20 protein-coding genes are annotated in these 26,143 nt (G+C 71.2%); 11 read left to right on the top strand and 9 right to left on the bottom strand.

Annotated features, from left to right (window positions below):
- Positions 1 to 77 precede the first annotated feature (77 nt).
- The 5 genes from EAD98_RS20065 to nrfD all read left to right on the top strand — a co-directional run bounded on the left by EAD98_RS20065 (position 78) and on the right by nrfD (position 8,161).
- The gene (locus EAD98_RS20065) at positions 78 to 842 is read left to right on the top strand and encodes an ABC transporter ATP-binding protein (RefSeq protein ID WP_121655588.1); all 765 of its coding nucleotides are present in this window, start codon (positions 78 to 80) and stop codon (positions 840 to 842) included.
- Positions 839 to 2,671 carry a hypothetical protein gene (locus EAD98_RS20060; protein WP_121655587.1) on the top strand — a complete coding sequence of 611 codons (1,833 nt, stop codon included), beginning with the start codon at positions 839 to 841 and terminating at the stop codon, positions 2,669 to 2,671. Before EAD98_RS20065 ends, EAD98_RS20060 begins: the two co-directional genes overlap by 4 nt.
- Before the next feature lie 158 nt (positions 2,672 to 2,829).
- On the top strand, positions 2,830 to 6,105 hold the full coding sequence (fdh, locus tag EAD98_RS20050; RefSeq protein ID WP_147457449.1) for a formate dehydrogenase: 3,276 nt from the start codon (positions 2,830 to 2,832) through the stop codon (positions 6,103 to 6,105).
- A 2-nt stretch (positions 6,106 to 6,107) separates the two neighbouring features.
- Positions 6,108 to 7,151, top strand: coding sequence for a 4Fe-4S dicluster domain-containing protein (locus EAD98_RS20045; RefSeq protein WP_121655584.1), 1,044 nt, complete (start codon positions 6,108 to 6,110; stop codon positions 7,149 to 7,151).
- On the top strand, positions 7,148 to 8,161 hold the full coding sequence (gene nrfD, locus EAD98_RS20040) for an NrfD/PsrC family molybdoenzyme membrane anchor subunit (protein WP_121655583.1): 1,014 nt from the start codon (positions 7,148 to 7,150) through the stop codon (positions 8,159 to 8,161). The genes EAD98_RS20045 and nrfD overlap by 4 nt, the downstream gene beginning before the upstream one ends.
- A 90-nt stretch (positions 8,162 to 8,251) precedes the next feature.
- On the opposite strand, the gene EAD98_RS20035 is transcribed toward nrfD, so the two are convergent.
- The 7 genes from EAD98_RS20035 to EAD98_RS20005 all read right to left on the bottom strand — a co-directional run bounded on the left by EAD98_RS20035 (position 8,252) and on the right by EAD98_RS20005 (position 15,203).
- Positions 8,252 to 9,808, bottom strand: coding sequence for an OFA family MFS transporter (locus EAD98_RS20035; RefSeq protein ID WP_121655582.1), 1,557 nt, complete (start codon positions 9,806 to 9,808; stop codon positions 8,252 to 8,254).
- A 361-nt stretch (positions 9,809 to 10,169) separates the two neighbouring features.
- A complete protein-coding gene (locus EAD98_RS20030) occupies positions 10,170 to 11,747 on the bottom strand; it encodes an MDR family MFS transporter (RefSeq protein WP_121655581.1) in 1,578 nt (525 codons plus the stop codon).
- Between the two features lie 72 nt (positions 11,748 to 11,819).
- Positions 11,820 to 12,440: a TetR family transcriptional regulator gene (locus tag EAD98_RS20025; RefSeq protein ID WP_121655580.1), complete on the bottom strand. Its 621-nt coding sequence runs from the start codon at positions 12,438 to 12,440 to the stop codon at positions 11,820 to 11,822.
- Positions 12,441 to 12,480: 40 nt separating this feature from the next.
- Positions 12,481 to 13,323 carry an alpha/beta fold hydrolase gene (locus EAD98_RS20020; protein WP_121655579.1) on the bottom strand — a complete coding sequence of 281 codons (843 nt, stop codon included), beginning with the start codon at positions 13,321 to 13,323 and terminating at the stop codon, positions 12,481 to 12,483.
- Positions 13,324 to 13,325: 2 nt separating this feature from the next.
- Entirely contained in the window at positions 13,326 to 14,192 is an 867-nt protein-coding gene (locus tag EAD98_RS20015; RefSeq protein ID WP_121655578.1) for an SDR family oxidoreductase, read from the bottom strand.
- Positions 14,182 to 14,478 (bottom strand): DUF4873 domain-containing protein, encoded by a 297-nt coding sequence (locus EAD98_RS20010; protein ID WP_121655577.1) that lies wholly within the window; start codon positions 14,476 to 14,478, stop codon positions 14,182 to 14,184. The genes EAD98_RS20015 and EAD98_RS20010 overlap by 11 nt, the downstream gene beginning before the upstream one ends.
- Positions 14,475 to 15,203, bottom strand: coding sequence for a TetR family transcriptional regulator (locus EAD98_RS20005; protein ID WP_121655576.1), 729 nt, complete (start codon positions 15,201 to 15,203; stop codon positions 14,475 to 14,477). Before EAD98_RS20005 ends, EAD98_RS20010 begins: the two co-directional genes overlap by 4 nt.
- Before the next feature lie 48 nt (positions 15,204 to 15,251).
- Between EAD98_RS20005 and EAD98_RS20000 the strand changes: the two genes are divergently transcribed.
- The gene (locus EAD98_RS20000) at positions 15,252 to 16,148 is read left to right on the top strand and encodes a diiron oxygenase (protein WP_121655575.1); all 897 of its coding nucleotides are present in this window, start codon (positions 15,252 to 15,254) and stop codon (positions 16,146 to 16,148) included.
- Positions 16,149 to 16,200: 52 nt separating this feature from the next.
- Here EAD98_RS20000 and EAD98_RS19995 read toward each other — a convergent pair whose 3' ends face one another.
- Positions 16,201 to 16,752, bottom strand: coding sequence for a winged helix-turn-helix domain-containing protein (locus tag EAD98_RS19995; RefSeq protein WP_233578763.1), 552 nt, complete (start codon positions 16,750 to 16,752; stop codon positions 16,201 to 16,203).
- A 326-nt stretch (positions 16,753 to 17,078) separates the two neighbouring features.
- On the opposite strand from EAD98_RS19995, the gene EAD98_RS19990 reads away from it, so the two are divergent.
- Positions 17,079 to 21,449 (top strand): S8 family serine peptidase, encoded by a 4,371-nt coding sequence (locus EAD98_RS19990; RefSeq protein ID WP_233583899.1) that lies wholly within the window; start codon positions 17,079 to 17,081, stop codon positions 21,447 to 21,449.
- A gap of 75 nt (positions 21,450 to 21,524) precedes the next feature.
- Here EAD98_RS19990 and EAD98_RS19985 read toward each other — a convergent pair whose 3' ends face one another.
- Positions 21,525 to 22,040, bottom strand: a complete 516-nt coding sequence (locus EAD98_RS19985; RefSeq protein ID WP_121655572.1) for a winged helix-turn-helix domain-containing protein — start codon at positions 22,038 to 22,040, stop codon at positions 21,525 to 21,527.
- A 343-nt stretch (positions 22,041 to 22,383) separates the two neighbouring features.
- Between EAD98_RS19985 and EAD98_RS19980 the strand changes: the two genes are divergently transcribed.
- From EAD98_RS19980 to EAD98_RS19965, 4 genes are read left to right on the top strand one after another with little or no spacing between them, the layout of a single operon-like run.
- Positions 22,384 to 23,430, top strand: a complete 1,047-nt coding sequence (locus tag EAD98_RS19980) for a phosphatase PAP2 family protein (RefSeq protein WP_158609826.1) — start codon at positions 22,384 to 22,386, stop codon at positions 23,428 to 23,430.
- 28 nt (positions 23,431 to 23,458) lie between these two features.
- Positions 23,459 to 24,154, top strand: a complete 696-nt coding sequence (locus EAD98_RS19975; protein WP_121655570.1) for a response regulator transcription factor — start codon at positions 23,459 to 23,461, stop codon at positions 24,152 to 24,154.
- Complete coding sequence (locus tag EAD98_RS19970; RefSeq protein WP_121655569.1) at positions 24,151 to 25,626, top strand: HAMP domain-containing sensor histidine kinase; 1,476 nt, start codon at positions 24,151 to 24,153, stop codon at positions 25,624 to 25,626. Before EAD98_RS19975 ends, EAD98_RS19970 begins: the two co-directional genes overlap by 4 nt.
- Entirely contained in the window at positions 25,623 to 26,129 is a 507-nt protein-coding gene (locus EAD98_RS19965) for a hypothetical protein (RefSeq protein ID WP_233583898.1), read from the top strand. Before EAD98_RS19970 ends, EAD98_RS19965 begins: the two co-directional genes overlap by 4 nt.
- Positions 26,130 to 26,143 lie beyond the last annotated feature (14 nt).

The raw sequence follows: 26,143 nt of genomic DNA, 5'->3' as shown, positions 1-26,143 counted from the left end.
CTGGATCGTCACGCGCAGGGCCGGCGACCGGTGAGCAGCGGGCCACGAGGCCGCGCAGGGTCACCTATGCTCGGCGCGTGATCCCCCCGGCACTCGAGATCCGCAGCCTGGTCAAGACCTTCGCGGCGCATCGCGCGGTGGACGGCATCGATCTGACCGTCCACACGGGCACGTTTCACGGCATCGTCGGGCCCAACGGCGCCGGCAAGTCCACCACCATCGGGATGGCGGTCGGGTTGCTCACCCCGGACTCCGGGGAGATCCGGATCCTCGGCCACGACGCGCTGCGCGACCGCGGCCTGACCCGCGCGCTGACCGGCGTGCTGCCCGACGGCCTCGACTTCCCGGAACGCCTCACCGGCGCCGAACTGCTGCGCTACACCGGCGGCCTGCGCGGGCTGCGTCGGGCCGCGGCCACCGACCGTGCTGCCGAACTGATCGAGGTGCTCGGTCTGGCCAAGGGGGCCGGCACACCACTCGCCGACTGCTCCACCGGCACTCGCAAGAAGCTCGGTCTCGCCCAGGCGCTGCTGCACGCGCCCCGGCTGCTCGTGCTCGACGAACCGTTCGAGGCGGTCGACCCGGTCTCCGCGGCCACCATTCGCCGTGTGCTGCGCCGGTTCGTGGCCGGCGGCGGCACCTGTGTGCTGTCCACCCACTCGATGCTGCTGGTCGAGCAGATGTGCGACGAGGTGACCGTGATCCATCAGGGCCGGGTGGTCGCCGCCGGACCGGTCGCCGAGGTCGCCGCCGGCAGCAGCCTCGAGGACCGGTTCGTCGAGCTGGTCGGCGCCGAGGCCTCCGGCAGCGCCGGTCTGGACTGGCTGACCGGGGCACGATGAGCGCGGCACCCGCCACCGCCGGTCCGCCGGCCGGGGCCCTCAGCGCGGTCGCGGTACCGGCCCGGATGCGGGCGACAATGCTGCGTCGCTCGCTGCGCGAGCATCCAGGGCCCGCGGTGGCCGGTCTGGGCGGACTGCTCGCGGCGGCCTGGCTGATCTGGTACGCGCTCCGCGGCGACCAGCACACCCTCGGTCTGCTCGCCGGGGCGTGGGTTCTCGGCTGGATCGTGTTGCCGCTGCTGCTCGGCGGTGGGCGCGGTCGGGTCCGTCCGGCCCACCTGCGGTTGGAGCCGATCGGCGGCGTCCCGGCCGCGATCGGTCTGCTCGCCGCGTCGGCGATCGGCATCGGTCCGGCCGTCTCGCTGGTGGCGCTCGCCGCGCTGCCGGTGCACGCCGCTCGGCACGGCACTGTCGCGGTCCTCGTCACCGCCTCCGGTGCGGTGCTGCTCTGGCTGCTCGGGCTGATCGGCTCGGCCATCGCACTGGAGGTCGTCGGCCACGCCGGCGGTCCGGTCGGGGCGCTGCTCACTGGCATCTTCACCGGTACGGCGATGGGAGTCGCCGGGTCGCTCTGGGCGGTCTTCCCGTGGGTGTCGGTCCTGCTCACGGCAGCGCCCGAGGGAGTGGTCCGGGCCATGGCGTACGTGCCGAGCGGTTGGCCGATCACCGCCGCGACAGGGCCGACCGGGCAAGGGGTGCGGATGCTGGCGACCCTGGTGGGCATCGTGGCGCTCTGCGCCGCCGCGTACATCATGCTCGTCCGACGGGTGCTCATCGCCGGCGTGCCGTTCCGGCCGCGTGCGACCACGGCGGCGTCACCGGTCGGAGCCAGGCGCGAGCGGCTGGGGTGGGTGCCGGCGGCGACGCGGGCGGTTACGGGCCGGGAGGCCCGTGCCTGGATGCGGCATCCGCTGCGCCTGCAGTATCTGGCGTTCGCGGTGGTGTACGGGGCGCTGCTCGCCGGCCTTCCGCTGTTGTCCGACGTGGATCTGCTGCTGCCGTGGGCCGGACCGCTCGCCGTGCTCGGCGCGGCGGCGATGTCGGCGGGGCTGGTCGGACTGGACGGCACCGCACTGTGGCTGCCGCTCACCACGCCGGGCGGCGAACGTGCCGAGGTTCGGGGTCGGGCCTTGGCGTGGTTGCTTGTGGTCACCCCGATCGGGGTGCTGCTGACCGTCGCCGGCGTCATCCTCGCGCCCCGGGTCGACGCGCTGACCGCGCTCTCCACCCTGCCGGCTCTGCTCGGCGCGGGTGCGTCGGTGCCGGTGTGGGTGTCGCTGCTGCGGGTGCGCCCGGTGGCCGACCCACGGCATCCCACCTCGGCCGACAACCCGACCGACATCGTCAGCGTGCTGGTTGCCACCGCTGGTGGGCTGCTCGCCGCGGCGCCGGTGCTCGCGCTGGCGGTCTGGGGCCCGCCGGAGGCGGCGCCGCTTCTGCCGCTGGTCGGGCTGTTGTGCGGCGCTGCCGCCTGGTGGGGCGGCGTGTGGCTGGCCGACGACCGCCTCGGCCGGCGCGGCCCGGAGGTGCTCGCCGCGGCCGGTCAGCGGAGCCGGCCCCCGGAGACGGTGATCCCGCTGACGTGGAACGTGCAGTGGTATCGGGAGAACACGGCGACCGCGTGGGCGCTGGGGTTGCTGACGGTGGGGTGGATCCCGGTGATCCCGCAGGGGGTGATGCCGCTGGCGTTCGGGATCGACGGCGGGTGGATCGTGGCGGGCCACCTGGACGCCGGCGCGCGCACGGCGGTGGGGTGGGGAATGATCGGTGTGGGCGTCGCGATGCTGCTCGCCGGCCTGGTGTTGTGGGATCGCCGGCCCGCGCGCTGACGCCATGTCCTCGCCGGTTCCATACACCATGCCTTTCCCGGCCTGTGCGAAAAGGGCCGGGGGAGGCCTGTCTCTGCTGATCTCGCTGCGACCGGGCTGGCACCTCGTCTAGTGTCAGGCTGTTCATATTTGGTGTGATTAGTCGGGAAGGTGCGGCGATGGGGGTGCGCAGCTGGTTCGAAGGCTGGCCGGTCTATCGCCAGCTGACCGGCACGGACCCGCTCGGCCGGGGCGCCGCGTCCAAGTCCGCGGGCTCACTGTCGCTCACCGCCCGCACCGACACCGCCGATTCGGTGGCCAAGTCCGTCTGTCCCTACTGCGCCGTAGGCTGCGCCCAGCGGGTGTACGTCAAGGACGGGCAGGTCAGCCAGATCGAAGGCGACCCGGACAGCCCGATCTCGCGTGGTCGGCTCTGCCCGAAGGGCGCGGCCAGCAAGAGCCTGGTGACCAGCCCGTTGCGACAGACCACGGTCCGCTACCGCCGGCCGTACGGCACCGAGTGGGAGGACCTGGACCTCGACACGGCGATGAACATGATCGCCGATCGGGTGTTGGCGGCCCGGGACGAGACGTGGGAGGACGTCGACGCCGAGGGCCGACCGCTCAACCGGACGCTGGGTATCTCCAGCCTGGGCGGGGCGACGCTGGACAACGAGGAGAACTACCTCATCAAGAAGTTGTTCACCGCGATGGGGGCGCTCCAGATCGAGAACCAGGCCCGTATTTGACACTCCGCCACCGTCCCCGGTCTGGGGACCAGCTTCGGTCGCGGCGGCGCCACCCAGTTCCAGCAGGACCTGGCCAACTCCGACGTCATCGTCATCCAGGGCTCGAACATGGCCGAGGCGCACCCGGTGGGCTTCCAGTGGGTGATGGAGGCCAAGCGCCGCGGCGCGAAGGTCTTCCACGTCGACCCCCGGTTCACCCGCACCAGCGCGCTGGCTGACGGGTACCTGCCGATCCGGGCGGGCACCGACATCGCGCTGCTGGGCGGGGTGGTGCGGTACATCCTGGAGAACGAACTCGACTTCCGGGAGTACGTGATCTCCTACACGAACGCCGCCACGATCGTGACCGAGGAGTACCGCGACACCGAGGACATGCACGGCCTCTTCTCCGGCTTCAAGGAGGAGAACGCCAGCTACGACCAGAAGAGCTGGCGGTACGCGGGAAACGGCCAGAACGCCGCGACCCGGGACACCGAGACACAGCGGGAAACCGCCGCCGGGCTGGAGCACGAGTCACACGGCGCGCCGGTGAACGGGCAGACCGAACGGGACGAGACGTTGCAGCATCCGCGCTGCGTCTACCAGATCCTCAAGCGGCACTATGCGCGCTACACACCGGAGATGGTCGAGCGGGTCTGCGGCATCTCGCAGGAGAAGTTCCTGGAGCTGGCCGAGGCCTGGACGCGGAACTCCGGCCGGGAGCGCACCGGCATGCTCGTCTACTCGGTGGGCTGGACGCAGCACAGCGTCGGGGTGCAGTACATCCGTACCGGGGCGATCATCCAGCTGCTGCTCGGCAACGTGGGTCGCCCGGGCGGTGGAGTCATGGCGTTGCGCGGGCACGCCAGCATCCAGGGCTCCACCGACATTCCGACCCTGTTCAATCTGCTGCCCGGCTATCTGCCGATGCCGCACCACTCCGACCACCCGACCCTGGACGACTGGGTGGACAGCATTCGGCATCCGGGGCAGAAGGGCTTCTGGGGCAACGCCCGCACCTACGGGGTGAACCTCCTCAAGGCGTACTGGGGGGACGCGGCCACCGCCGAGAACGACTACTGCTACGGCTACATGCCGCGGATGACCGGCGATCACGGCACGTACCAGCAGGTGCTGGACATGATCGACGGGAAGATCAAGGGGTACTTCCTGCTGGGGCAGAACCCGGCGGTCGGCTCGGCGCACGGGCGGGCCCAGCGCCTCGGCATGGCCAACCTGGACTGGCTGGTGGTCCGCGACCTGTTCGAGATCGAGAGCGCCACGTTCTGGCAGCACGCGCCGGAGATCGAGACCGGCGAGATCGTGCCCGAGGAGTGCCGTACGGAGGTGTTCTTCCTGCCCGCCGCCTCGCACGTGGAGAAGGAGGGCAGTTTCACCCAGACGCAGCGGCTGTTGCAGTGGCGGGAAAAGGCCGTCGAGCCACCAGGCGACGCCCGTTCCGAGCTGTGGTTCTTCTACCACCTCGGGCGGATCATCCGGGAACGGTTGGCCACGTCGACCCGACCCCGCGACCGGGCACTGCTCGACCTGAACTGGAACTACCCGACGCACGGCCCGAACGCCGAGCCGAGCGCCGAGGCGGTGCTGTACGAGATCAACGGCTACGAGGTGGCCAGCGGCCGGCCGTTGTCGACGTTCACCGAGATGAAGGACGACGGCTCCACCGCCGGCGGCTGCTGGATCTACACGGGGGTGTACGCCGACGGGGTGAACCAGGCCGCGCGGCGCAAGTCCCGGCACGAGCAGGACTGGGTGGCCGCCGAGTGGGGTTGGGCCTGGCCGGCGAACCGGCGGATCCTCTACAACCGCGCGTCCGCGGACCCGGACGGTAATCCGTGGAGCGAGCGCAAGAGGTACGTCTGGTGGGACCCGGACAAGGGCGAGTGGACCGGCTACGACGTGCCGGACTTCGAGAAGACCAAGCCACCGTCGTACCGGCCGCCCGCGGACTCCTCGGGCGTGGCGGGGCTCGCCGGCGACGACCCGTTCGTCCTTCAGGGCGACGGCAAGGGCTGGCTGTACGCGCCCACCGGCGTGCTCGACGGGCCGATGCCCACGCACTACGAGCCGGTCGAGTCGCCGGTGCGCAACCCGCTGTACCGGCAGCAGGCCAACCCGACCCGCAAGGTCTACACCCATCCGATCAACACGCTCAATCCGAGCCCGCCGGAAGAGCACAGTCAGGTCTTCCCGTACGTGTTCACGGTCAGCCGGCTCACCGAGCACCACACCGCCGGCGGGATGAGCCGGATGGTCCGCCCGCTGGCCGAACTGCAACCGGAGATGTTCGTCGAGGTGTCCCCCGAGTTGGCCGCCGAGGTCGGGCTGAACCACCTGGGCTGGGCCCACCTGATCACCACGCGCGCGGCCGTCGAGGCGAAGGTGCTGGTGACCGACCGGCTCACGCCCCTGCGGGTGGACGGTCGGATCATCCACCAGGTGTGGCTGCCGTACCACTTCGGGTTCGAGGGTCTGGTGACCGGCGACTCGGCCAACGACCTGTTCGGCATCAGCCTCGATCCCAACGTCCTGATCCAGGAGAGCAAGGTCGGCACCTGCGACGTCCGGCCCGGTCGACGACCGCGGGGCCAGGAGTTGCTGGACCTCGTCGCCGACTACCAGCGACGGTCCGGGGATCTCGGCCCGCACTATCCACCGCAGGTCACGACCGACGTCGCCGACAGCGGCCGCGACCCGGAGGTCTGACGATGCCCCATGTCAACAGCCTGTACGGCCCACTCGACCCGGCGCCCGACGCCGGCTACGTCGACGCCCCGCCGCGGATGGGGTTCTTCACCGACACCAGCGTCTGCATCGGCTGCAAGGCCTGCGAGGTGGCCTGCAAGGAATGGAACCTCGTCCCGGAGAGCGGCCGGGATCTGCTGGGCATGTCGTACGACAACACCGGGGCGCTGACCGCGAACTCGTGGCGGCACGTCGCGTTCGTCGAGCAGCCCCGCCCGGCCGGTTGGGCGACCCCGGCGTTCCTCGACACTCCGGACGGGCCGCCGGTCAGCCCGGCGACGGCGGAGGTCGCGGCGCACACCAGCACCGACACCGGAACGTACCCGGGTCTGCCGAGCGGCTCGCCGGGAGCGGCGGCCCGGATGTCGGGTGGGTCGGAGTTCCTCGGGATGCCGGGTGCGCAGCCGCCGGGTCGGGGCACCGGCGCCGAGGGGCGTACGGATTTTCGGTGGCTGATGATGTCGGATGTGTGCAAGCACTGCACGCATGCGGCGTGTCTGGATGTCTGTCCGACGGGTTCCTTGTTCCGCACGGAGTTCGGCACGGTGGTGGTGCAGGAGGACATCTGCAACGGGTGTGGTTACTGCATCTCCGCCTGCCCGTACGGGGTGATCGATCAGCGTAAGGACGACGGTCGGGCGTGGAAGTGCACGCTGTGCTACGACCGGTTGGGTGTGGGGATGACCCCGGCGTGTGCGCAGGCGTGTCCGACGGAGTCGATCCAGTACGGGGAGTTGGAGGAGTTGCGGGAGCGGGCGGCGGCGCGGGTGGCGACCCTGCACGAGCGGGGGGTGCCCGAGGCGCGGTTGTACGGGCACGACCCGAACGACGGGGTGGGTGGTGACGGCGCGTTCTTCCTGCTCCTGGACGAGCCGGAGGTGTACGGGCTGCCACCGGACCCGGTCGTGACCACCCGCGACCTGCCGGCCATGTGGAAACGCGCCGGGCTCGCGGCGATGACGATGGCTGCCGCCACCGCGGTCGCGTTTCTGGGCAGGCGGCCATGACGGACACGACGCGACCCGACAGGCAGCACCAGGCCGGTCGAGGGCGTGGCCACGGCGGCGAACAGCTGACCGTGCCGCCCGCCGACTTCAGCTCCTACTACGGCCGGCCGGTCCTCAAGCCGCCGGTGTGGAAGCACGACATCGCCGGTTACCTGTTCACCGGCGGCCTCGCCGCGGGGAGCGCCCTGATCGGCGCGGGCGCCCAACTGACCGGACGGCCCGGACTGCGGACGGTGAGCCGCTGGACGGCCCTCGGCGGGGTCGCCGCCAGCACGTACCTGCTGGTTCACGACCTCGGGCGGCCAGCCCGGTTCCACCACATGCTCCGGGTGGCGAAGCTGACCTCGCCGATGTCGGTCGGCACCTGGATCCTCGCCGCGTTCGGACCGATGGCCGGCGTGGCCGCGGTCGCCGAGCTCGCGCCGCTGCTTCCACAGCACGGCGCGCTCGGGCTCGCCCGCCGACTGGCGCCGCCCGTCGGTGACATCGCCGGTCTGGCCGCCGCGGCCACCGCGCCGGCGCTGGCCACCTACACCGGGGTGCTGCTCGCCGACACCGCCGTACCGTCCTGGCACGACGCGTACCCGTCGTTGCCGTTCGTCTTCGCCGGCAGCGCGCTTGCCGCCGCGTCCGGGGTCGGGCTGATCGCGGCACCGGCCGCGGAGACCGCCCCGCTGCGGCGACTCGCCCTGGCCGCCGCGACCATCGAACTTGTCGGCGGTCGCCGGATGGAGCGGCTGGGCGTGACCGGCGAGCCCTACGCCCACGGACGCAGCGGCCGACTGGTCCGGGCGGGGCGCGCGCTGCTCGCGGTGGGCACCGTCGCCGCACTGGTCAACCGGCGCAGCAGAATCCTGTCGGCCGTCGCCGGCGCGGCCCTCGTGGCATCGTCCGTCGCCACCCGGTTCGGCGTCTTCGAGGCCGGCAGGGTGTCCGCGCGCGATCCGAAGTACACGGTCCTGCCGCAACGGGAGCGGCTCGACCAGCACGGGCCGACGGCCGGCCGTTAGCGCGCGCGGAACGCCCCGGGCCACCCACCTAGCTGGTGGGTGGCCCGGGGCGTGTCGGCGGTCAGCCAGCCACCAGCGGCGCGGCTGACATCAGCCGGTGAACAGCTTCGCGGCGGTGATGGCGGTCTGGACGATGCCGTATCCGAGCAGCGCCGTGACGAGCAGCCACGAGAGCCAGAGGCGCCCGGTCTGGTTGCCGACCTGCTTCGGCACCGACGGTTGACTTTCCGGGCCCAGGGCGACCGGCTCGGTCACCGTGGCACGCGCCACCGGCGAGGTAGGCCCCCGGTCGGGTTCGTGGAACCGCTCCGGCACGGCGCGGACCAACAGGTTGGCGATGAAGCCGATGGCGAGGACGCCGACCATGGTGAACAGCGCGGGCCGGTACGCCGACGCGGTGAGGGTGCCGGGCTTGCCCTGCGTGTCGAGGATCCCGTTGACGATCAGCGGCCCGGCGATGCCCGCCGCCGACCAGGCGGTCAGGAGTCGGCCGTGGATGGCGCCGACCTGGAAGGTGCCGAACAGGTCCCGCAGGTAGGCGGGGGCAGTGGCGAAACCGCCGCCGTAGAACGAGATGATGGCGGCGGCGATCAGCACGAAGACCGCCGTCGCGGCGTGACCGGCGATGGCCAGCAGCGCATAGAGCACCATGCCCACGCCGAGGTAGACCATGTAGATGGGCTTGCGGCCGATGAGGTCGGACGTCGTCGACCAGACGAACCGTCCGGCCATGTTGAACAGCGACAGCACGCCCACGAAACCGGCCGCCGCCGACACCGAGACGGCGCTGACGCCGTTGTCCCGGAAGAAGTCCTGGATCATCGGGCTGGCCTGTTCCAGGATGCCGATGCCCGCGGTGACGTTGCAGAACAGCACGATCCACAGCAACCAGAACGAACGGGTGCGTACGGCGTTCGACGCGGACACGCTCGCCCGTGTCACCAGCGGCTTGCTGGCGACGCGCGTGGGGTCGAACCCGGCGGGCCGCCAGTCCGGCGCGGGTACGCGGACGTTGAACGGCCCGAACATCATGATCACGAAGTATCCGATGGCGAACGTGACGAAGAGTGCCACCAGGGCGTGCCCTGATGCCACCGCGGCCGGGTTGGCGGGGTTGTAGCCGGGGTCGTACAGGGAGAGCAGCTGGCGCGCGAGCGGGCCGGCGACCAGGGCACCGCCGCCGAAACCCATGATGGCCAGGCCGGTCGCGAGGCCGGGCCGGTCCGGGAACCACTTGATCAGCGTGGAGACCGGCGAGATGTAGCCGATGCCGAGCCCGATGCCGCCGACGACGCCGTACCCGAGGTAGAGGAGCCACAGTTGCTTGGTCGCGATGCCGAGCGCACCGATCAGGAACCCGGCGGCCCAGAAACAGGCGGAGACGAACATCGCCCGGCGCGGTCCGTTGCGCTCCACCCACCGGCCACCCACGGCGGCGGACGAACCCAGCATGACGATGGCGATGCTGAAGATCGCCCCGATCGCCGTCTGGCTGGCGTCGAAGTGCGCGATCAGGGAGTTCTTGTAGACGCTCGTCGCGTAGACCTGCCCGATGCAGACATGCACGGCCAGCGCCGCGGTCGGGATGAGCCAGCGGCTGTATCCCGGTGGAGCGACCGTGTGCCGAGGATCGAATACCGACAGCATGGGCATCGTCCGCACCTCCTGCGGCTGCGTGGGCCGACGGTGGCGCAGAGCAGGCCGAAGCCTCGCACCGTCACAGTGCCCACTGGGCAGAATCCACGCGTACCCGGATCACCGCCGGGTCGGTAATCTCGCCGGACCCACGGCAGTGTGCCGAGCGGCGCCGCCGCAGTGGCGGCCCGGCGCACGTCTGGCGTCAGCCGTTGACCGGCTGTACCTCACGTTACGTGCCAACCGGTCGGCAGCTTGTGGTTACCGAAAAACGCGGCCACGGCACCGGTGGCCAGCGACGACGGCGTGCCGGCGGAGCGCGCAGAGACGGGGGCGGGCCATTTCGGCCCGCCCCCGTTCGCACAGGCGCAGCTCAGTGAGTCGCCGCCTTCGCGGCTGCTTCCTCCTGTGCGCGTCGTTCGTCCCCGCTGAGGGTGTGGAGCGGCTTTTCCTTGATGAACAGCACGACGATCAGCGCGATCAGCGCGATCGGGGCGCCGACCAGGAACAGGTCCGCGGTGGCCGTGCCGTACACGTCCTGCACGATGCGCAGCACCGGCTCGGGCAGGGTGGACAGGTCGGGCACCTCGGCGGAGCCGCCACCGGCCGCGGCCGGGCCGAGCCGCTCGGCCGTCAGCGAGGTCACCCGGTTCGCCAGGACCGCGCCGAGGGCGCTGACCCCGATCGCGCCGCCCATGCTACGGAAGAACGTCAGCACGGAGGTGGTGGCACCGAGCTCGTGGGCCGGCACGTCGTTCTGCGCGGCGAGCACGAGGTTCTGCATGAGCATGCCGACGCCGACGCCCAGCACGGCCATGTAGATCGACAGGACGACGACGCTGGTGTTGGCGTCGATGGTGCCCAGCAGCAGCATCCCGACGGTCATCACGGCGGCGCCGGCCACCAGGTACGCCTTCCACCGGCCGTACTTCGTGATGAGCTGGCCGGCCACCGTCGACGAGACGAGCAGACCGAAGATCATCGGGAGGCTCATCAGGCCCGCGACGGTGGGTGACTTGCCCAGCGAGATCTGGAAGTACTGGGACAGGAAGACGGTGCCGCCGAACATCGCGACACCGACCAGCACGCTGGCGATGGTGGCCAGGGAGACCGTGCGGTTGCGGAAGATGCTCAGCGGGACGATCGGCTCCGCCGCCCGCGACTCGACGACCACGGCCAGCGCCAGCAGAACCAGACCGCCGATGACCATCAGGGCCGTCCAGCCGGAGGCCCAGTCGAACTTGTTCCCGGCCAGGGACGACCAGATCAGCAGCGTGGAGACGCCCGTGGTGATGAGCAGGGCGCCCAGCCAGTCGATCTTTGCCTTGCGACGGACGACCGGCAGGTGCAGGGTGCGCTGGAGCAGGACGATGGACAGGATGGTGAACGGAACCCCGATCAGGAAGCACCACCGCCAGCCCAACCAGGACGTGTCGACGAGCAGGCCACCGATCAGCGGACCGGCGATGGTGCCGACGCCGAAGACCGCGCCGAAGATGCCGGCGTAGCGGCCCAGCTCACGGGGCGGGATCATCGCCGCCATGACGATCGTGGCCAGCGCCGTCATGCCGCCGGCGCCGATGCCCTGTACGACCCGGCTGATCAGCAGCACCTCGACGTTCGGCGTGAAGCCCGCGATCAGTGAACCCACCACGAACAGCCCCAGCGACAGCTGGATCAGCAGCTTCTTGCTGTAGAGGTCGGCCATCTTGCCCCAGAGCGGCACGGTCGCCGTCATGGCGAGCAGTTCGCTGGTGACGATCCAGGTGTAGACGGTCTGGCTGCCGTTCAGGTCGGCGATGATCCGCGGCAGCGCGTTCGCCACCACCGTGGAGGCGAGGATGGACACGAACATGCCGACCATCAGGCCGGAGAGGGCCTGAAGAACCTCCCGACGCGACATGCGCGTGCTGACATCGGCCACGTCAGCGGGCGGGGCGGTTGTGGTCATTGACGCTCTCTTTTCGGGGTCTTGTCGGAGTGGCTGGCCCCGGAGCCGGTGCACCGGGGCGGAGACTGGTGGTCAGGCCGGGTGTGGTGGATCCGGCAGGCCGGCGGCGACCGCGGCGAACGACTCGTCCACGAAGTCGCGCAGGGGCCGGCTGTCGTCGTCGGCGGCCCAGCGCAGCATCGCGGTGCGGAAGGTCGCGCCGGCCACAGCGGTGACCAGCGCCGGGTGGCCGTGGTCGGGATCGACGCCGAGGCGGGCGGCGATGGTCGTGATCATGGCCCGCTCGGTCTCGATGTTCCCCGCCATCAGCCGGGGCAGCAGCGCGGGGTTCTGGGCGATGACCGCCAACCGCAGTCGCCACAACTCCCGGTCGGCCTGCATCGTGTCGACCGCCTCGTCGAGGGCGAGTCGCACGGCCTGCAACGCCGGCACCTCCTGCGGGGCGGTGGCCAGCCGCGCCACGACCGGCGTGCCGTCGAGCGCCGGATCGTCGGTGAGCGCCTCGTCCTTGCAGGTGAAGTAGTTGAAGAAGGTGCGCGAGGAGACGTCGGCGGCCTCGCTGATCTCCTCCACCGTCACGTGCTCCAGGCCGCGTTCGGCGACCAGCCGCAGCGCGGCGGCGGTCAGCGCGGCCCGCGTCTGCCGCTTCTTGCGGTCACGACGCCCGGTGGCGGCCTGGTCGGTATCGGTCACCCGGGGAGGCTAGAAGGCAACTTGCGGATCCTGCAAGTTTTTATTCTGTGAAGTGATGTTCCTGACCCACCCGATCCGGTCGATCGGTGCGGGGCACGGCACCGGTCGTCTCCAGGATGAGCGCGGCGACCAGATCCGGGTCGTCACTCATCGGCACGTGCCCGCAGCCGGGCATCGTCACCACCCGGGCCGCCGGCAGGCCGGCCCGGGCGCGCTCGGCCTGGTGTACGCCGAAGATCCGGTCGCAGTCACCCCAGCCGATGGTCACCGGCACCGTCGTGTCGGCCAGCCGGAGACCGTCGAAGCGGTAGTCGCGGGCGGCCCTGGCCACGGCGCTGAAGCCGAGCCCACGCCGTAGGGCGAGCGCGTCGCCCAGCGCGCGGTCGACGTCCAACAGCCTCGGACGGGCCACCAGCGGCGCGAAGCACATCGCCCGCAGGTACGCCGAGCGCAGGGCGACCCGCATGATCGGGGTGGGCAGGTACGAGTTGGCTCGCAACATCGTGAGGACGGCCAGGGCCCGTCGGCGCTCCGCGGGGGTGAAGAAGCCGGCGGGGGAGAAGGCGGTGGCCGAGGCGACCGCCCCGGTGGCGGCGAGTTCCAGGCTGATCGCCCCTCCGAGGCTGTAGCCGGCCACGTGCGGGCGCTCCAGCCCCCACCCGGTCAGGACCGGCAGGATCCCGGCGACGGTGCCGGCCATGTCGGCGGGCATGCCGGCGTCGGGCACCGGGGAGTTCCCGAAGCCGGGCAGGTCGAGCGCGATCACCTCGTGGTGGGCGGTCAACCGGTCGAACACCGGTTCCCAGGCCTGGTGGCGGTGGCCGATGCCGTGGATGAGCACGAGCGGCTCACCGCTGCCCGCGCGACGGAAGTGAACGGTCATGGCTACCCCTCCACGGAGGTCCTGCCGAAGGAACGCCCCAGCTGGCGTACCTCGTCTTCCATCTGGTCGACCATGCTGTGCCCGCCGAACCGGGTGATCAGCGCGTCCGAGAACCCGCTCAACACCACCGGTCGCAGCGCCTGCACCACGGCGAGCGAGCGCGGCACGTAGACCTTGCGTTTGCGTCGTTCGATGCCCCGCAGCAGGGCGTCGACGCACTGCTCGACGGGTACGACGGTGGACAGCGGCCACGGCAGCCGGCGCAGCGTGTCGCGGAACGACGCCAGGTCGGCACGAATGTCGCGGACCAGATCGGTGTCGATCCAGATCGGGTGCGCGGTGCCGACGGTGACGCCGCGCTGGCGGGCCTCCAGGCGCAGCGCGTTCGCGAACTGCTCCACGCCCGCCTTCGACGCGCAGTAGGCCGCCATGCCGGGCATCGCCGCGAAGGCGGCGGCCGACGAGACGATGAGCACGTGGCCGCGGGCGGCCGTGACGTGCGGCAGCGCCGCGCTGACCGTGCGGATCGCGCCGCAGAGGTTCACCTCGACGGTACGGACCAACGCGTCGACCGGCCCCACGGCGACGGTGCCGAGGTTCGCGATGCCGGCGTTCGCCACGACCACGTCGATGCCGCCGAAGCGGTCCACGGTGGAGCCGACCGCGGCGTCCAGAGCCGCCTGATCGGTGACGTCACACTCGTACCAGTGCGCGTCCAGTTCGGCGCTGAGCTGCTTGAGCAGCTCGGCTTCCAGGCCCACGACGGCGACCTGGGCGCCGCGGGCGACGGCCGCGCGGGCCAGGTGCGCCCCGATCCCGCGTGCGGCGCCGGTGATGAGCAGGGTCCTGCCCGCCAGGTCATACCGCATCGGCGTGCTCCCGTTCCGGTCCGGCCGCCGGCGGCCAGGGCGGATCGCCCACGCCGGTGATCCGTACGCCACCCCACGGGTCGACCTCGGCCAGCCGGGCGGGCCGGACCCGGTCGGCGATCCGCAGCTCGACGTCGCGCCGGCCGGAGCGCAGGAGCTGGGCCACCCGCGGGTCGGGTTCGATCCGCCCGCCCCAGTGGTAGCGCCCGTCGACCGGCTCCCACCGCCCGCTGAGGTGCACCCGGACGGTGGCGCCCGCGACGCCGGCCGGGCCGTGGTAGCTCATGGCGCGATCCGTTCGTGGGCGCGGGTGAGCTCGCGAGGCAGGTCGGCGCTGGCCCGTACGCCCTCGATCCCGTTCCACAGCAGAGCGGTCAGGTAGTCGGTGAGGGCCGCCCGGCTGATCGGCTGGCCGTGCGTGGTCCACCAGTCGCCGACCGCCTGCACGAAGCCCACCAGGCCGTACGCCCACGGTTCGGCGGGACCGGCGTCCAGGCCCAGCGCGCGCAGCCGGTCGCCGATCACGCGAGCCAGCCCGGCGGCGACCTGCTGGCTGGTCCCGGCGACCACCTGGTGGATGCCGGGGTGCCCGGACTGGTGCATCAGGAACCGGTAGAGCGTGGGCTGCGCCTCGATCACCCCGAGGTACGCGTCGATCGTCGCCTGCACCAGGCCGCGTTCCTCGCGGACCTGCTCCACGGCGGGCGCCACGGTGTCGATGATCCGGGCTGCCACGACCTCGCTCACCGCGACCCAGAGCTGCGACTTGTCGGCGAAGTAGCGGTACAGGACGGGTTTGCTGACGCCGGCGGTGGCGGCCACCTGGTCCATGTCGACCTCCGGGCCGTACCGCAGCAACGCCTGGACGGCGGCCCCGATCAGCTCCCGTCGTCGTTGCTCGCGATGGTCGGCCCACCGGTCCCGGCGGCCGTTGCCCTTCGCCTTCCGGCGCTCGTCAGGGGCCGGGGCCGGGGGATCGGATCCATTGACATCGTTGAGCGGCGATTGCATGCTACTACTCGTAACAGTTACCCGACGTCACGTCAATATGGAGGGGCCATGGACGCGGCACCGGCGGAATCCGAGCGGGCGGCGGTCGCCGAACGACTGCTCACGTCCTCGCTACGTACCAGCTACGACCCGGTCGTCGAGATCGACTGGGACGCGCCACACGTCCCGGGCGCCTACTGGCTCCCGCCGCACCGCAGCAGCCTCTACGGCACCCCGCTCTGGGCCCAGCTCAGCGAGGAGCAGCGCGTCGAGCTCACCAAGCACGAGGTCGCCAGCGCGGCCAGCGCCGGGCTGTGGTTCGAGACGATCCTCATGCAGATGCTGATCCGGGAGTACTACGACGCCGATCCGACCAGTCGACAGGCGCAGTACGCGCTGACCGAGGTCGCCGACGAGTGCCGACACTCCATCATGTTCGGTCGGCTGATCGAGGCGATGGGCTGCCCGGTCTACCGGGCCAGCACGAGGGATCACCTGCTCGGCCGGTTCCTCAAGGCGACCGCCAGCGGCCCCCGCATGTACGCCGCGATCCTCATCGCGGAGGAGATCCTCGACGCGTTCCAGCGCGAGATCATGGCGGACGAGTCGCTCCAGCCGCTCATCCGGATGGTGTCGCGCATCCACGTCGTGGAGGAGGCACGGCACGTCCGGTTCGCCCGCGAGGAACTGGCCGGCCAGGTCGAGGCCGCGGGCCCGCTGAGCATGTCGTACGCCCGGCTGTTGGTCGGCCGTGCCGCCCACACCATCGCCAACCGCCTGGTTCATCCGGACGCGTACGCGGCGGTGGGTATTCCGCCGGCGGTCGGCCGGGCCGCCGCCCGCGCCAACCCGCACTGGCGAGCCACGCTGCGCTGGTCGGCGGAGCGGGTGCACACCCACCTGGCGGGCGTGGGCCTGGTGGCCGGGCCGGGACGTCTGCTGTGGACCCGCGCCGGGCTGATCTGACCGTTCGCCGGCAGGTGGGCCACCGGGGCGCTGCCCACATCAGGCAGCCGCGTCAGGCCCGCCCGATCCGCGGCTCCTGGCGGTCGGTCAGCCGCAACCCGACGCCGCGTACGGCCTCGATCGTGGCGCCGGTGCCGAGGTCGTGCAGCTTGCGGCGCAGCCGCTTCACCAGCGACTGGACGTCGGCCTTGCGCTCGCGCCCTTCGTCGCGCCAGACCGACCGGTGCAGCTCGGCGTAGCTCCACACCCGGATCGGCTCGGTGGTCAGGCAGATCAGCAGGTCGTGTTCGAGCCGGGTCAGGTCGACCTCGCGGTCCTGGCAGCGGGCGGTGGACCGGGGTGAGTCGATGACCAGGGCGGAGTCGGTCGGGGCGGCGGGCGCCGGCTGGGACGGTGCCCCGGCGGGGCCCGGGGGAGTGGCGATCAGCCGGCGCAGCTCGTCGAGGTCGGCCACCAGCAGCAGCGGCGCGATGCCCTCAAGGCGTTCCGCGAGCCGGATCCGCTCGGTCGGCGAGGAGGTCACCGCGATCAGCAGCGGAAACGGCTCGTCAACCGGCTCGGACCCGTCCACCGCCGCTTCGTCGTCCTCGGCCACAGCACCCACCCGGGATCCATGGGCATCATCATGCCCAGCTTCCGTCATGGTCCTGACAGTGTTTGGCAAGCGTGCCGCCAGCCTGGCAACCGTTAGCGACAAGTTGCTCACGGCAAGTTCTTGATCGTCCTTTCTTCTCGATCATAGTGTCCACTCGGGCAACCGGCGTGACCCGCGCGGTGCATGGGGGGGCATGAAGGGGTTCGTCCGCTCGGTTCCATTCGAGACGGACCCCCTGCACCTTCACCATGGCCCATTTTTCACCCTGGGTCGTTCTGAGGGAGGCAGCACCGATGTTCAGACGTCCACGATGGAGGCGCACCGCCAGATCACTGGTGAGCGCCGGTGCGGCGATGATCCTCGCCGCGACATGCCTGGCCAGTATCAGCTCGGGCGCGCAGGCCGCGCCCGGCGCGACGGGGGCCGGCGCCGCTCCGGGAGACAAGATCCGACCGGAGCTCGCGAAGCAGCTCCAGGCCAAGAGCGAAGGGGACTTCTGGATCCGGTTCAAGGACCGGGCGGACCTGAGCAAGGCCAGTGCCATCAAGGACTGGTCGAAGCGGGGCGCCGCGGTCGCCGAGGCACTGCGCAAGACCGCCGCCGAGAGCCAGGGCAAGATCCGGGCCGATCTCGACGGCTCGGGCGCGAAGTACCAGACCTTCTGGGCGACCAACGCCATCAAGGTGAGCAGCGGCTCGCTGGCGATGGCGCAGAAGTTCGCCGCCCACCCGGAGGTGGAGGGTCTCTACGCTCCGGTCGCCTACAAGGTGCCCGAGGTCACCAAGGGCACCGACGAGAAGACCGTGAACGCCCTCGAGTGGGGTATCGCGAACATCAACGCCGACGACGTCTGGTCCCAGTACGGCGCCACGGGCGAGGGCATCACCATCGCGAACATCGACACCGGGGTCCAGTTCGACCACCCGGCGTTGGTCAACTCCTACCGCGGCAACAACGGCGACGGCACGTTCGACCACAACTACAACTGGTTCAACGCCGCCGGGACCTGCGCGACCGCGCCCTGTGACAGCGATGGCCACGGTACGCACACGATGGGCACCATGGCCGGCTCCGACGGCGCGAACCAGATCGGTGTCGCCCCCGGCGTCAAGTGGATCGCGGCGAACGGCTGCTGCCCCAGCGACGCCGCCCTGGTCGAGTCCGGTCAGTGGATGCTCGAGCCGACGGACCTCAACGGCGAGAACGCGGACGCGGGCAAGCGACCGAACATCATCAACAACTCGTGGGGCACCCAGAACCCGTCCAACGAGCCCTTCATGGAGGACGTGACCCTCGCCTGGGCCGCCTCCGGCATCTTCGGTGTCTGGTCCAACGGCAACAGCGGGCCGGCATGCCAGACCAGTGGTTCGCCGGGCAGCCTCGTCAGCAACTACTCGACCGGCGCGTACGACATCAACAACAACGTCGCGGGCTTCTCGGCCCGGGGGGTCGGACAGAACGGCGAGATCAAGCCCAACATCTCGGCGCCGGGCGTGAACGTCCGGTCGAGCATTCCGGGCAGCTCCTACGGCAGCATCAGCGGCACGTCGATGGCCGCCCCGCACCTCGCGGGCGCGATCGCGCTGCTGTACTCGGCGGCCCCGTCGTTGGTCGGTGACGTCAACGCGACCCGTGCGCTGCTCAACGGCACCGCGATCGACAAGGCCGACGACCAGTGCGGTGGCACCCCGGCGGACAACAACGTCTACGGCGAAGGCCGACTGGACGCTCTCGCCCTGCTCAACGCCGCCCCGACCGGCGACACCGGCACCCTGGCCGGCACGGTCACCGACGCGACCACCGGCAGCCCGATCGCCGGCGCCACCCTCACGCTGACCGGACCGACCGGCCGAGAGGTGACCACCGGCGCGGACGGCAAGTACTCGACCACGCTCCCGATCGGTGACTACCAGGTCGCCGTGGCGGCGTTCGGGTACGCCAGCTCGACGAAGTCGGCGACCGTCACCGAGGGCGCGACGACGACCCTCAACGTCGCGCTGACGGCGGTGGCGAGCGTCAACGTCAGCGGTGCGGTCACCGACGGGTCCGGACACGGCTGGCCGCTGTACGCCAAGGTCACGGTGACCGGCGTGTCGGGCGTGTACGACTACACCACGCCGGTGAACGGCCGCTACAGCATCAAGCTGCCGGCCGGGCAGACGTACACCCTGAAGTACGAGACGCAGTACCCGGGCTACCAGACCGTCACCAAGGAGGTCGTGGTCGGCTCGCGCAACGTGACCGCCAACGTCGCGGTGCCGGTGGACACCACCACCTGCACGACGGCGCCCGGCTACACGTTCGGCTCCGACGGTGAGTACGAGACCTTCGACGGCACGACCGTGCCGGCCGGCTGGTCCGTGGTGGACAACGCGGGCAAGGGCCAGGTCTGGAAGTTCACGGACGACGGCGCCCGCGGCAACCTGACCGGCGGCACCGGCAACTTCGCGGTGATCGACAGCGACGCCTACGGAGCCGGTGGCAGCCAGGACAGCTCCCTGGTCAGCCCGGTGGTCAACCTGACCGACGTCACGGCCCCGGTCATCCGGTTCAACCAGGACTTCAACCAGCTGGCCGACGACACCGCCGATGTCGATCTCAGCATCGACGGCGGTGCCACCTGGACGAACGTGCTCCGGCAGGAGACGGACGTCCGGGGGCCGAAGGTCACCGAGATCCCGATCCCGCAGGCGGCCGGCAAGGCGCAGGTCCAGGTGCGGTTCCACTACTACGACGCCTCGTACGAGTGGTGGTGGGAGGTCGACAACGTACTGATCGGCAGCCAGGTCACCTGCGTTCCGGTCGACGGCGGTCTGGTCGTCGGCAACGTCCGCGACAAGAACGACAACAGCTACGTCAACGGCGCCACCGTCACCAGTGTCGACCGGCCCACCGAGAAGGCCGTGACCGTGGCGACCCCGGACGACCCGGAGCTGGCCGACGGCTTCTACTGGCTCTACTCGACGCTGACCGGCACCCACAAGTTCACCGCGACGGCCGGCAACTACGTCAGCCAGAGCAAGCAGGTCGACGTCCAGGCCGACTGGGCGACCACCGCGAACTTCCAGCTCGCGGCCGGTCGGCTGGCAGTGACGCCGGCTCAGCTCAGCGCGACGGTGCAGATGCCCAACGGAAAGGCCACCAGGACGTTCACGGTGACCAACACCGGCGGGGCGCCGGTCGAGGTCGAGTTCAGTGAGCGCGACAACGGATTCGAACTCCTCCGGGCGGACGGATCCCGCATCACCAGTCAGCAGGTGCTCGGCGCCACCGGCGCACCGGAGCAGCGGCTCACCGTCCCGACGTCGTTCGCCGCCAAGGCGTCCGGCAAGGCGGCGATGGCGACCCCCGCCGCGGTCGGCCCCCAGGCCGCGCCGTGGACGGACATCACCGACTACCCGGCCAACATCATGGACAACCGGGTGGTGACCCTGGACGGCAAGGTGTACTCGATCGGCGGCGGGGACGGGTCGAGCTCGACCACGAAGAACTACGCGTACGACGCGGTGGCCCAGACCTGGACGGCGATCGCCGATCTCCCCGGTGCCCGCAACGCCCTGGCGGTGGGCGTCGTGGACGGGAAGATCATCGCGACCGGCGGCTGGGCGGACGGCGGCCCGGACTCCGCCACCTGGTCGTACGACCCGGCGGCGAACACCTGGACGGAGCTGGCCGACAACCCGGCGCCGAGAGCCGCCGCCGCGCAGGCGGTCGTCGACGGCAAGCTGTACGCCATCGGCGGCTGCACCACGGCGGCCTGTACGCCGATGTCGAACACCGTCGTCCGGTACGACCCGGGCAGCGACAGCTGGGAGACGATGGCCAACTACCCGAAGTCGGTGGCGTTCGCCTCCTGCGGCGGGATCGACGGCACCATCTACTGCACCGGCGGCAACGACGGGGCCGCCTCGCAGAAGGCCAGCTACTCCTTCGACCCGGGTGCCAACACCTGGACCGCCATCGCCGACGCGCCGGTCGACAACTGGGCCAGCTCGTTCGCTGTCGCGAGCGGCAAGCTCCTCGTCGTCGGTGGTTCGCAGGGTGGGGCCATCAGTAACGCCGGCTTCGCCTACGACCCGGGCACCAGCTCGTGGTCGAACCTGCCGAACTCCAACACCGCGCGGTACCGCGGTGGCGCGGCGTGCGGCTTCTACAAGATCGGTGGCTCGTCCGGCAGCTTCAGCGCGGCGCCGGACAGCGAGGTGCTGCCCGGGTTCGAGGGTTGCGCCGAGGCGGCGGCCGATGTCAGCTGGATGACGATCGACAAGTCGGCGGTCACCCTGACGCCGGGTCAGAAGGTCACGGTCACCGTCGGCATGACGGCGAACGTGGACCAGCCGGGCACCTACTCCGGCTCGGTCGGCATCAAGGAGAACACGCCGTACACGGTGGCGCCGGTGGCGGTGACCATGACCGCGACGCCTCCGAAGACGTGGGGCAAGCTGATGGGCACGGTGACCGGGACCAGCTGTGCGGGTGCGACCGCGCCGATCGCCGGCGCGGTGGTCCAGGTCGACTCGTGGGCCATGTCGTGGACCTTCGCCACCGACGCCCAGGGCAGGTACGCCTACTGGGTGGACCGTCGGAACAACCCGCTCACGATGATCGTCGCCAAGGACGGCTGGAAGCCGCAGACCCGTCAGACGAGGATCGACACCACCACGCCAACGGTGGAGAATTTCGGGTTGTCTCCCGTCCGGTGCTGAAACGCCTGACCGGTAGCTGACAGATCCGGCCCGCCTGGTCGCTGACCAGGCGGGCCGGACCATGTTTCCCGGCGGTCAGACCGGCGCGAGCCGGAAACCGACGCCGCGGACCGCGTGGATCGTCGCCGCGGCGTTGAGGCGGGCGAGTTTGCGGCGTACGCGGCGGATCACGGAGTGCATGTCCGAGCCGCGGCCGAGGTGCCGGTTGCCCCAGACCTCAAGGTGCAGTCGCTCGTAGGTCCAGACCTGCCCGGGCGCGTCGACGAGGCAGAGCAGGACGTCGTGCTCCAACCGGGTCAGGTCGATCTCCCGGTCGCGCCACCGCAGGACCCGCCGGTCGGAATCGACCGCCAGGTCGGGAGGTGGCGGCGTCTGTGCGCTCTGCGCCGCCTCGGCGACCACGCTCTGGGCGGTGGGTATCACCGCGGCGGCGGCCGGCATCTCGACCACCCCGAGAAACTCCCGCGCCTGGTCGACATTCGAGACGATCAGGAAGGCGTCACTGCCGCCGAGCAGCCGGGCCAGCTGTCTGCGCTCGGCCGGCGAGGACGCGATGCCGATGACCAGGGAGGCGACCGGAATCTCCTGCATTTTCCCCAACCCCTTCCGGTTCCCCAACTCACTCCGGATGGTTTTCGCACCGCCGACCGAAACATTGTTGATCGGCGTCCTGACCTTAGTGCTATTGCGTCTCGGCAGGGTAAAACATAGTTGCATGCAAGCATATGAATGACCTTTCACGCTTTACATAAGTCATTCGATCCACCTTGGCAGGATTTGCGGGGGAGTTAGCGGTATCGACGCTGCGGCACCCTCCGGCCGCTCGCGTACCGGCCCGGTCCGCCCGATCTCCTGCGGCGGGGGCCGGGAACTGTGACAGAACGAAGACAATCCGCGGACGCCGTCCGGACCTGGCGGGCCGACGATGGCCCGTATGTCCATCGGTTCGTCGTACCACATCGGACGGTCGGCGCCCGGCCCGCAGCCGGCGCGACCGCTGCCACGTGTCCGCGCAGCCGCGCCCCTGGGCCGGCTGCTGCTCGGGGCGGCCCTGGGCCACCTGCTCGCCCTGGGCGTCACCTGCGCCGTCTTCGTGCGAACCCACCCCGGTCAGTGGCTGGACGGGCTGCTCCTGCCGCGCGCCGAGCGGGGCGGGGGCTACGAACAGCAGACCGTCCTGGTGGATCCGGCCCGGACCGTGCTGGCCACCTTCGGCAACCCGATGCTGCTGGCCGTCCTGCTCGGCACGGTGCTGCTGGTGGGCGTGCTCCGCCGGCGGCTGCTGGCCGGAGTGGTCGGCGTCGGCATGGTCCTCTTGGCGGTGGTGGTGGCCGGTGTGGTGAAGTCGGTGCTTCCCCGCGCGGACTTCCAGATCGTCAGTTCCAGCACCCATAACAGCTTTCCCAGTGGGCACGTCGCGGCCGCGACGGCGCTGCTGCTCGCGTTCATGCTGGTCCTGCCCAGGTGGGCCCGACGCTGGCTGGCGGTGCCGGGCGCGGCGGGTGTCTCGGTGATCGCCTCGGCCACCATGATCGCTGGGTGGCACCGCTTCAGCGACGCGCTCGGCGGCGTCCTGCTGGGCGTGACGCTGTTCTACCTGGCCGCGGCGGCGCTGGCCGCGGGTCGGCGCGGTGACGTCGACCCGGGCGGCGGCGCCGGTCCGCGCCGCGGACCGGACAGCGCCGTGGGCCGCCGGTTGGTCGAGGGGACCGTGGGGCTTGCTGTGCTGCTCTGGGCGCTTCTGGTGGTGCTGCCCGGTCTGGCCGCGTCGGTGCAGTCCGGGCTGCTGGTCGCCATCGTGGTGGTGACCGGGGTGACGATGCTGGCGGTGGGCTCGGTGGTGTTCCTGGCTCGGTCGGCGGAATTCGTCGTGCCGGCCCGGCTGGGGCGCCGTGGCCAGGGGCACCCGACGTCGGACAGCGGGCACGGCGGGACGTCACAGGGCTCATACCCGACGGCCCGGACATCGACGGATGGGTAAATCTATTCATGATGGGATACTTGGCGACATGTCCCAGGTCCTGCTGATCGAAGACCACCAGACGGTGCGCGACGGGTTGCAACTGGCGCTCACTCGGCAGGGCCACACGGTCGATGCCGTGGCGACGGGTGAGCAGGGGTTGGACCGCCTGCGGGCGGTCCCGGCCGACGTCGTGGTCCTCGATCTCATGCTGCCCGGGATGGACGGGTTCGAGGTCTGCCGCCGGATCCGGCAGCTCGGCGACCTTCCGATCATCATGCTCACCGCCCGCAACGACGACATGGACGTGGTGGCGGGCCTGGAGGCCGGCGCCGACGACTACGTGGTCAAGCCCGTGCAGCCCCGGGTGCTGGAGGCGCGTATCCGCGCCGTGCTGCGACGGACCGCTGGCGAGTCGCGCCGCACCGGCGGCGAACGGTCCGGCCCCGAGGAGCACGGTGGCCTCAGCATCGACCGGTCCGCGCTGGTGGTCAGCAAGGATGGCGTGCCGGTCGGCCTCGCCCCGACGGAGCTGCGTCTGCTGCTCGAACTCGCGCAGACGCCGGGCCAGGTGCTGAGCCGCCAGCAACTGCTGGAGGCCGTGTGGGAGCACGGGTACCTCGGCGACTCGCGGCTGGTGGACGCCTGCGTGCAGAGGCTGCGCGCCAAGATCGAGGACGATTCGTCGGCGCCGGTCTTCATCCAGACGGTACGGGGTTTCGGATACCGGTTCGGGCCGCTGTGACGCCGTGGCGCTGGGCCGGTGGCCGGGCGTCGGGCCTGCGGGTCCGGCTGCTGCTGGCCTTCGCGTTGCTGGGCGTGACCACCACGGCGGTGGTGGCCAGCGGAAGCTACTTCCAGGCCCGGAAGGTCATCCTCCAGCAGGCGCAGGACGCGGCCGTGGCGTCGCTGACCGACCAACTCACGAAGGTCTACCCGCTACGCCGGATCCCGCCGTCCCAGGAGGACCTCGACACGCTGGCCCAGCGCCTCTCCGACCGGGAGGGGTTCGCGGTGGTCCTCTACCGTGACATGCGGGCGCAGGGCGCTCAGGTGCCCGAGCCGCTCACCCCGGAACTGCGGCAGGCGGTCGGGGATGGCGTCCTCGCCTGGCAACGCGTCTCGCGCGACGGAGAGCCCGTGCTGCTCATCGGGACCCAGCTGGAGATCGACCGGCCCGACGGCACGCCCATGCCGTCCGGCCTGGAGGTCTACACGGTGCGCAGCCTCGCCTCCGAGCAGCAGAGCGTCGACCGGCTCGCCACCCTGGCGTGGCTGACCGGCGGGCTCTCCCTGGTCCTCGCCGTCCTGCTGGCGCTGCTGGCCGCCCGGGGAGTTCTGCGGCCGGTCCGCGAGCTGGGCCGGGCGGCGCGCCGGCTGGGTGAGGGCGACCTGACCACCCGGCTGGCGGTCCGGGGGGTCGACGAGCTGGCCGACGTGGCGCGGACCTTCAACGACACCGCGGGGACGCTGGAGCGGCAGGTCGGTGAGCTGCGACGGATGGAGGCCGACGCCCGACGCTTCGTGGCCGACGTGTCCCACGAACTCCGCACGCCCCTGGCCGCGATGACGGCGGTCACCGACGTGCTCGACGAGGAGGCGGACCGGCTGCCCGGAGATGCCGGCCGGGCCGCCCGGCTCGTCAGCCAGGAGACGCAGAACCTCACCCAGCTGGTCAACGATCTCATCGAGGTCAGCAGGTTCGACTCCGGCACGGCGCGACTCGCCCTCGACGACGTCGACGTGGCCGCGGCAGTGACCGCGACCCTGCGGGTCCGGCGCTGGTCCGATCGGGTACGCGCGCAGCTGCCGTCCGGAGTTCTCGCCCGGCTGGACCCCCGCCGGCTGGACGTCATCGTCGCCAACCTGGTCGGCAACGCGTTCCGGCACGGGGCCGAGCCGGTGTCCGTACGCCTGCGCGCCGAGCCGGACTGGATCACCATCGAGGTCCGCGACCACGGGCCGGGGCTGGACCCGGAGGTGTTGCCGCACGTGTTCGACCGCTTCTACAAGGCGGACACCGCCCGGACCCGCTCGGAGGGCAGCGGCCTCGGGCTCGCCATCGCGTGGGAGAACGCGCGCCTGCACCAGCACGCCGGGGAGCCCGGCAGTCTCATCGCGGGCAACGATCCGTCGGGCGGCGCGGTGTTCACGCTCCGGCTGCCCCGGGTGGCCACGGACACGGCGGTCGCGGCGGACGCCGGAGGCGTACGGTGACCGGCCGCCGGGCGGCCCGAGCGTTGCTCACCGGCGTGCTCCTGCTCACGCTGCTCGCGACGGGCTGCGGGGTCCGGCCCAGCGGGGTCATCACCGGCCGCTCCGCGACGACCGGCCCGGCCGTAGGCGTCGGCCTCTACCTGCTCTCGCACGGACGGCCCGCGCTGGTCATCCGCGAGACCAAGGGGATCACCGTCTCGCCCGAGCAGACGCTCGGGTTGCTGGCGGCGGGTCCGGGCGAGTCCGAGCGGAGCCGGGGTCTCGTCAGCGAGGTGCCGGCCGGCCTCGTCCCGGCCTCCCCGGTGGCGTGGACGGCCGACGGATCCGGCCTCACGGTGACGATGACGGGTCCGGTGCTGCCGTTGTCGACGGGCGCGGCCGACCAGATCATCTGCACCGCGGCCCTTGCCGTGGCGGTCACCGGAGGTGGGGACAGCTTCGCCCCGGTCACCATCGCCGGGCCGGACGGCGCCCGCCCGCCCCGGCCCTGTCCGATCAAGTGACCGGGGCGACGGCC

This window comes from Micromonospora sp. CV4 (assembly GCF_003667455.1).
In the GTDB taxonomy this organism is placed as follows: domain Bacteria; phylum Actinomycetota; class Actinomycetes; order Mycobacteriales; family Micromonosporaceae; genus Micromonospora.
Note: the sequence above shows the minus strand (reverse complement) of the source record. Positions and strands in the feature narration are given on the sequence as shown.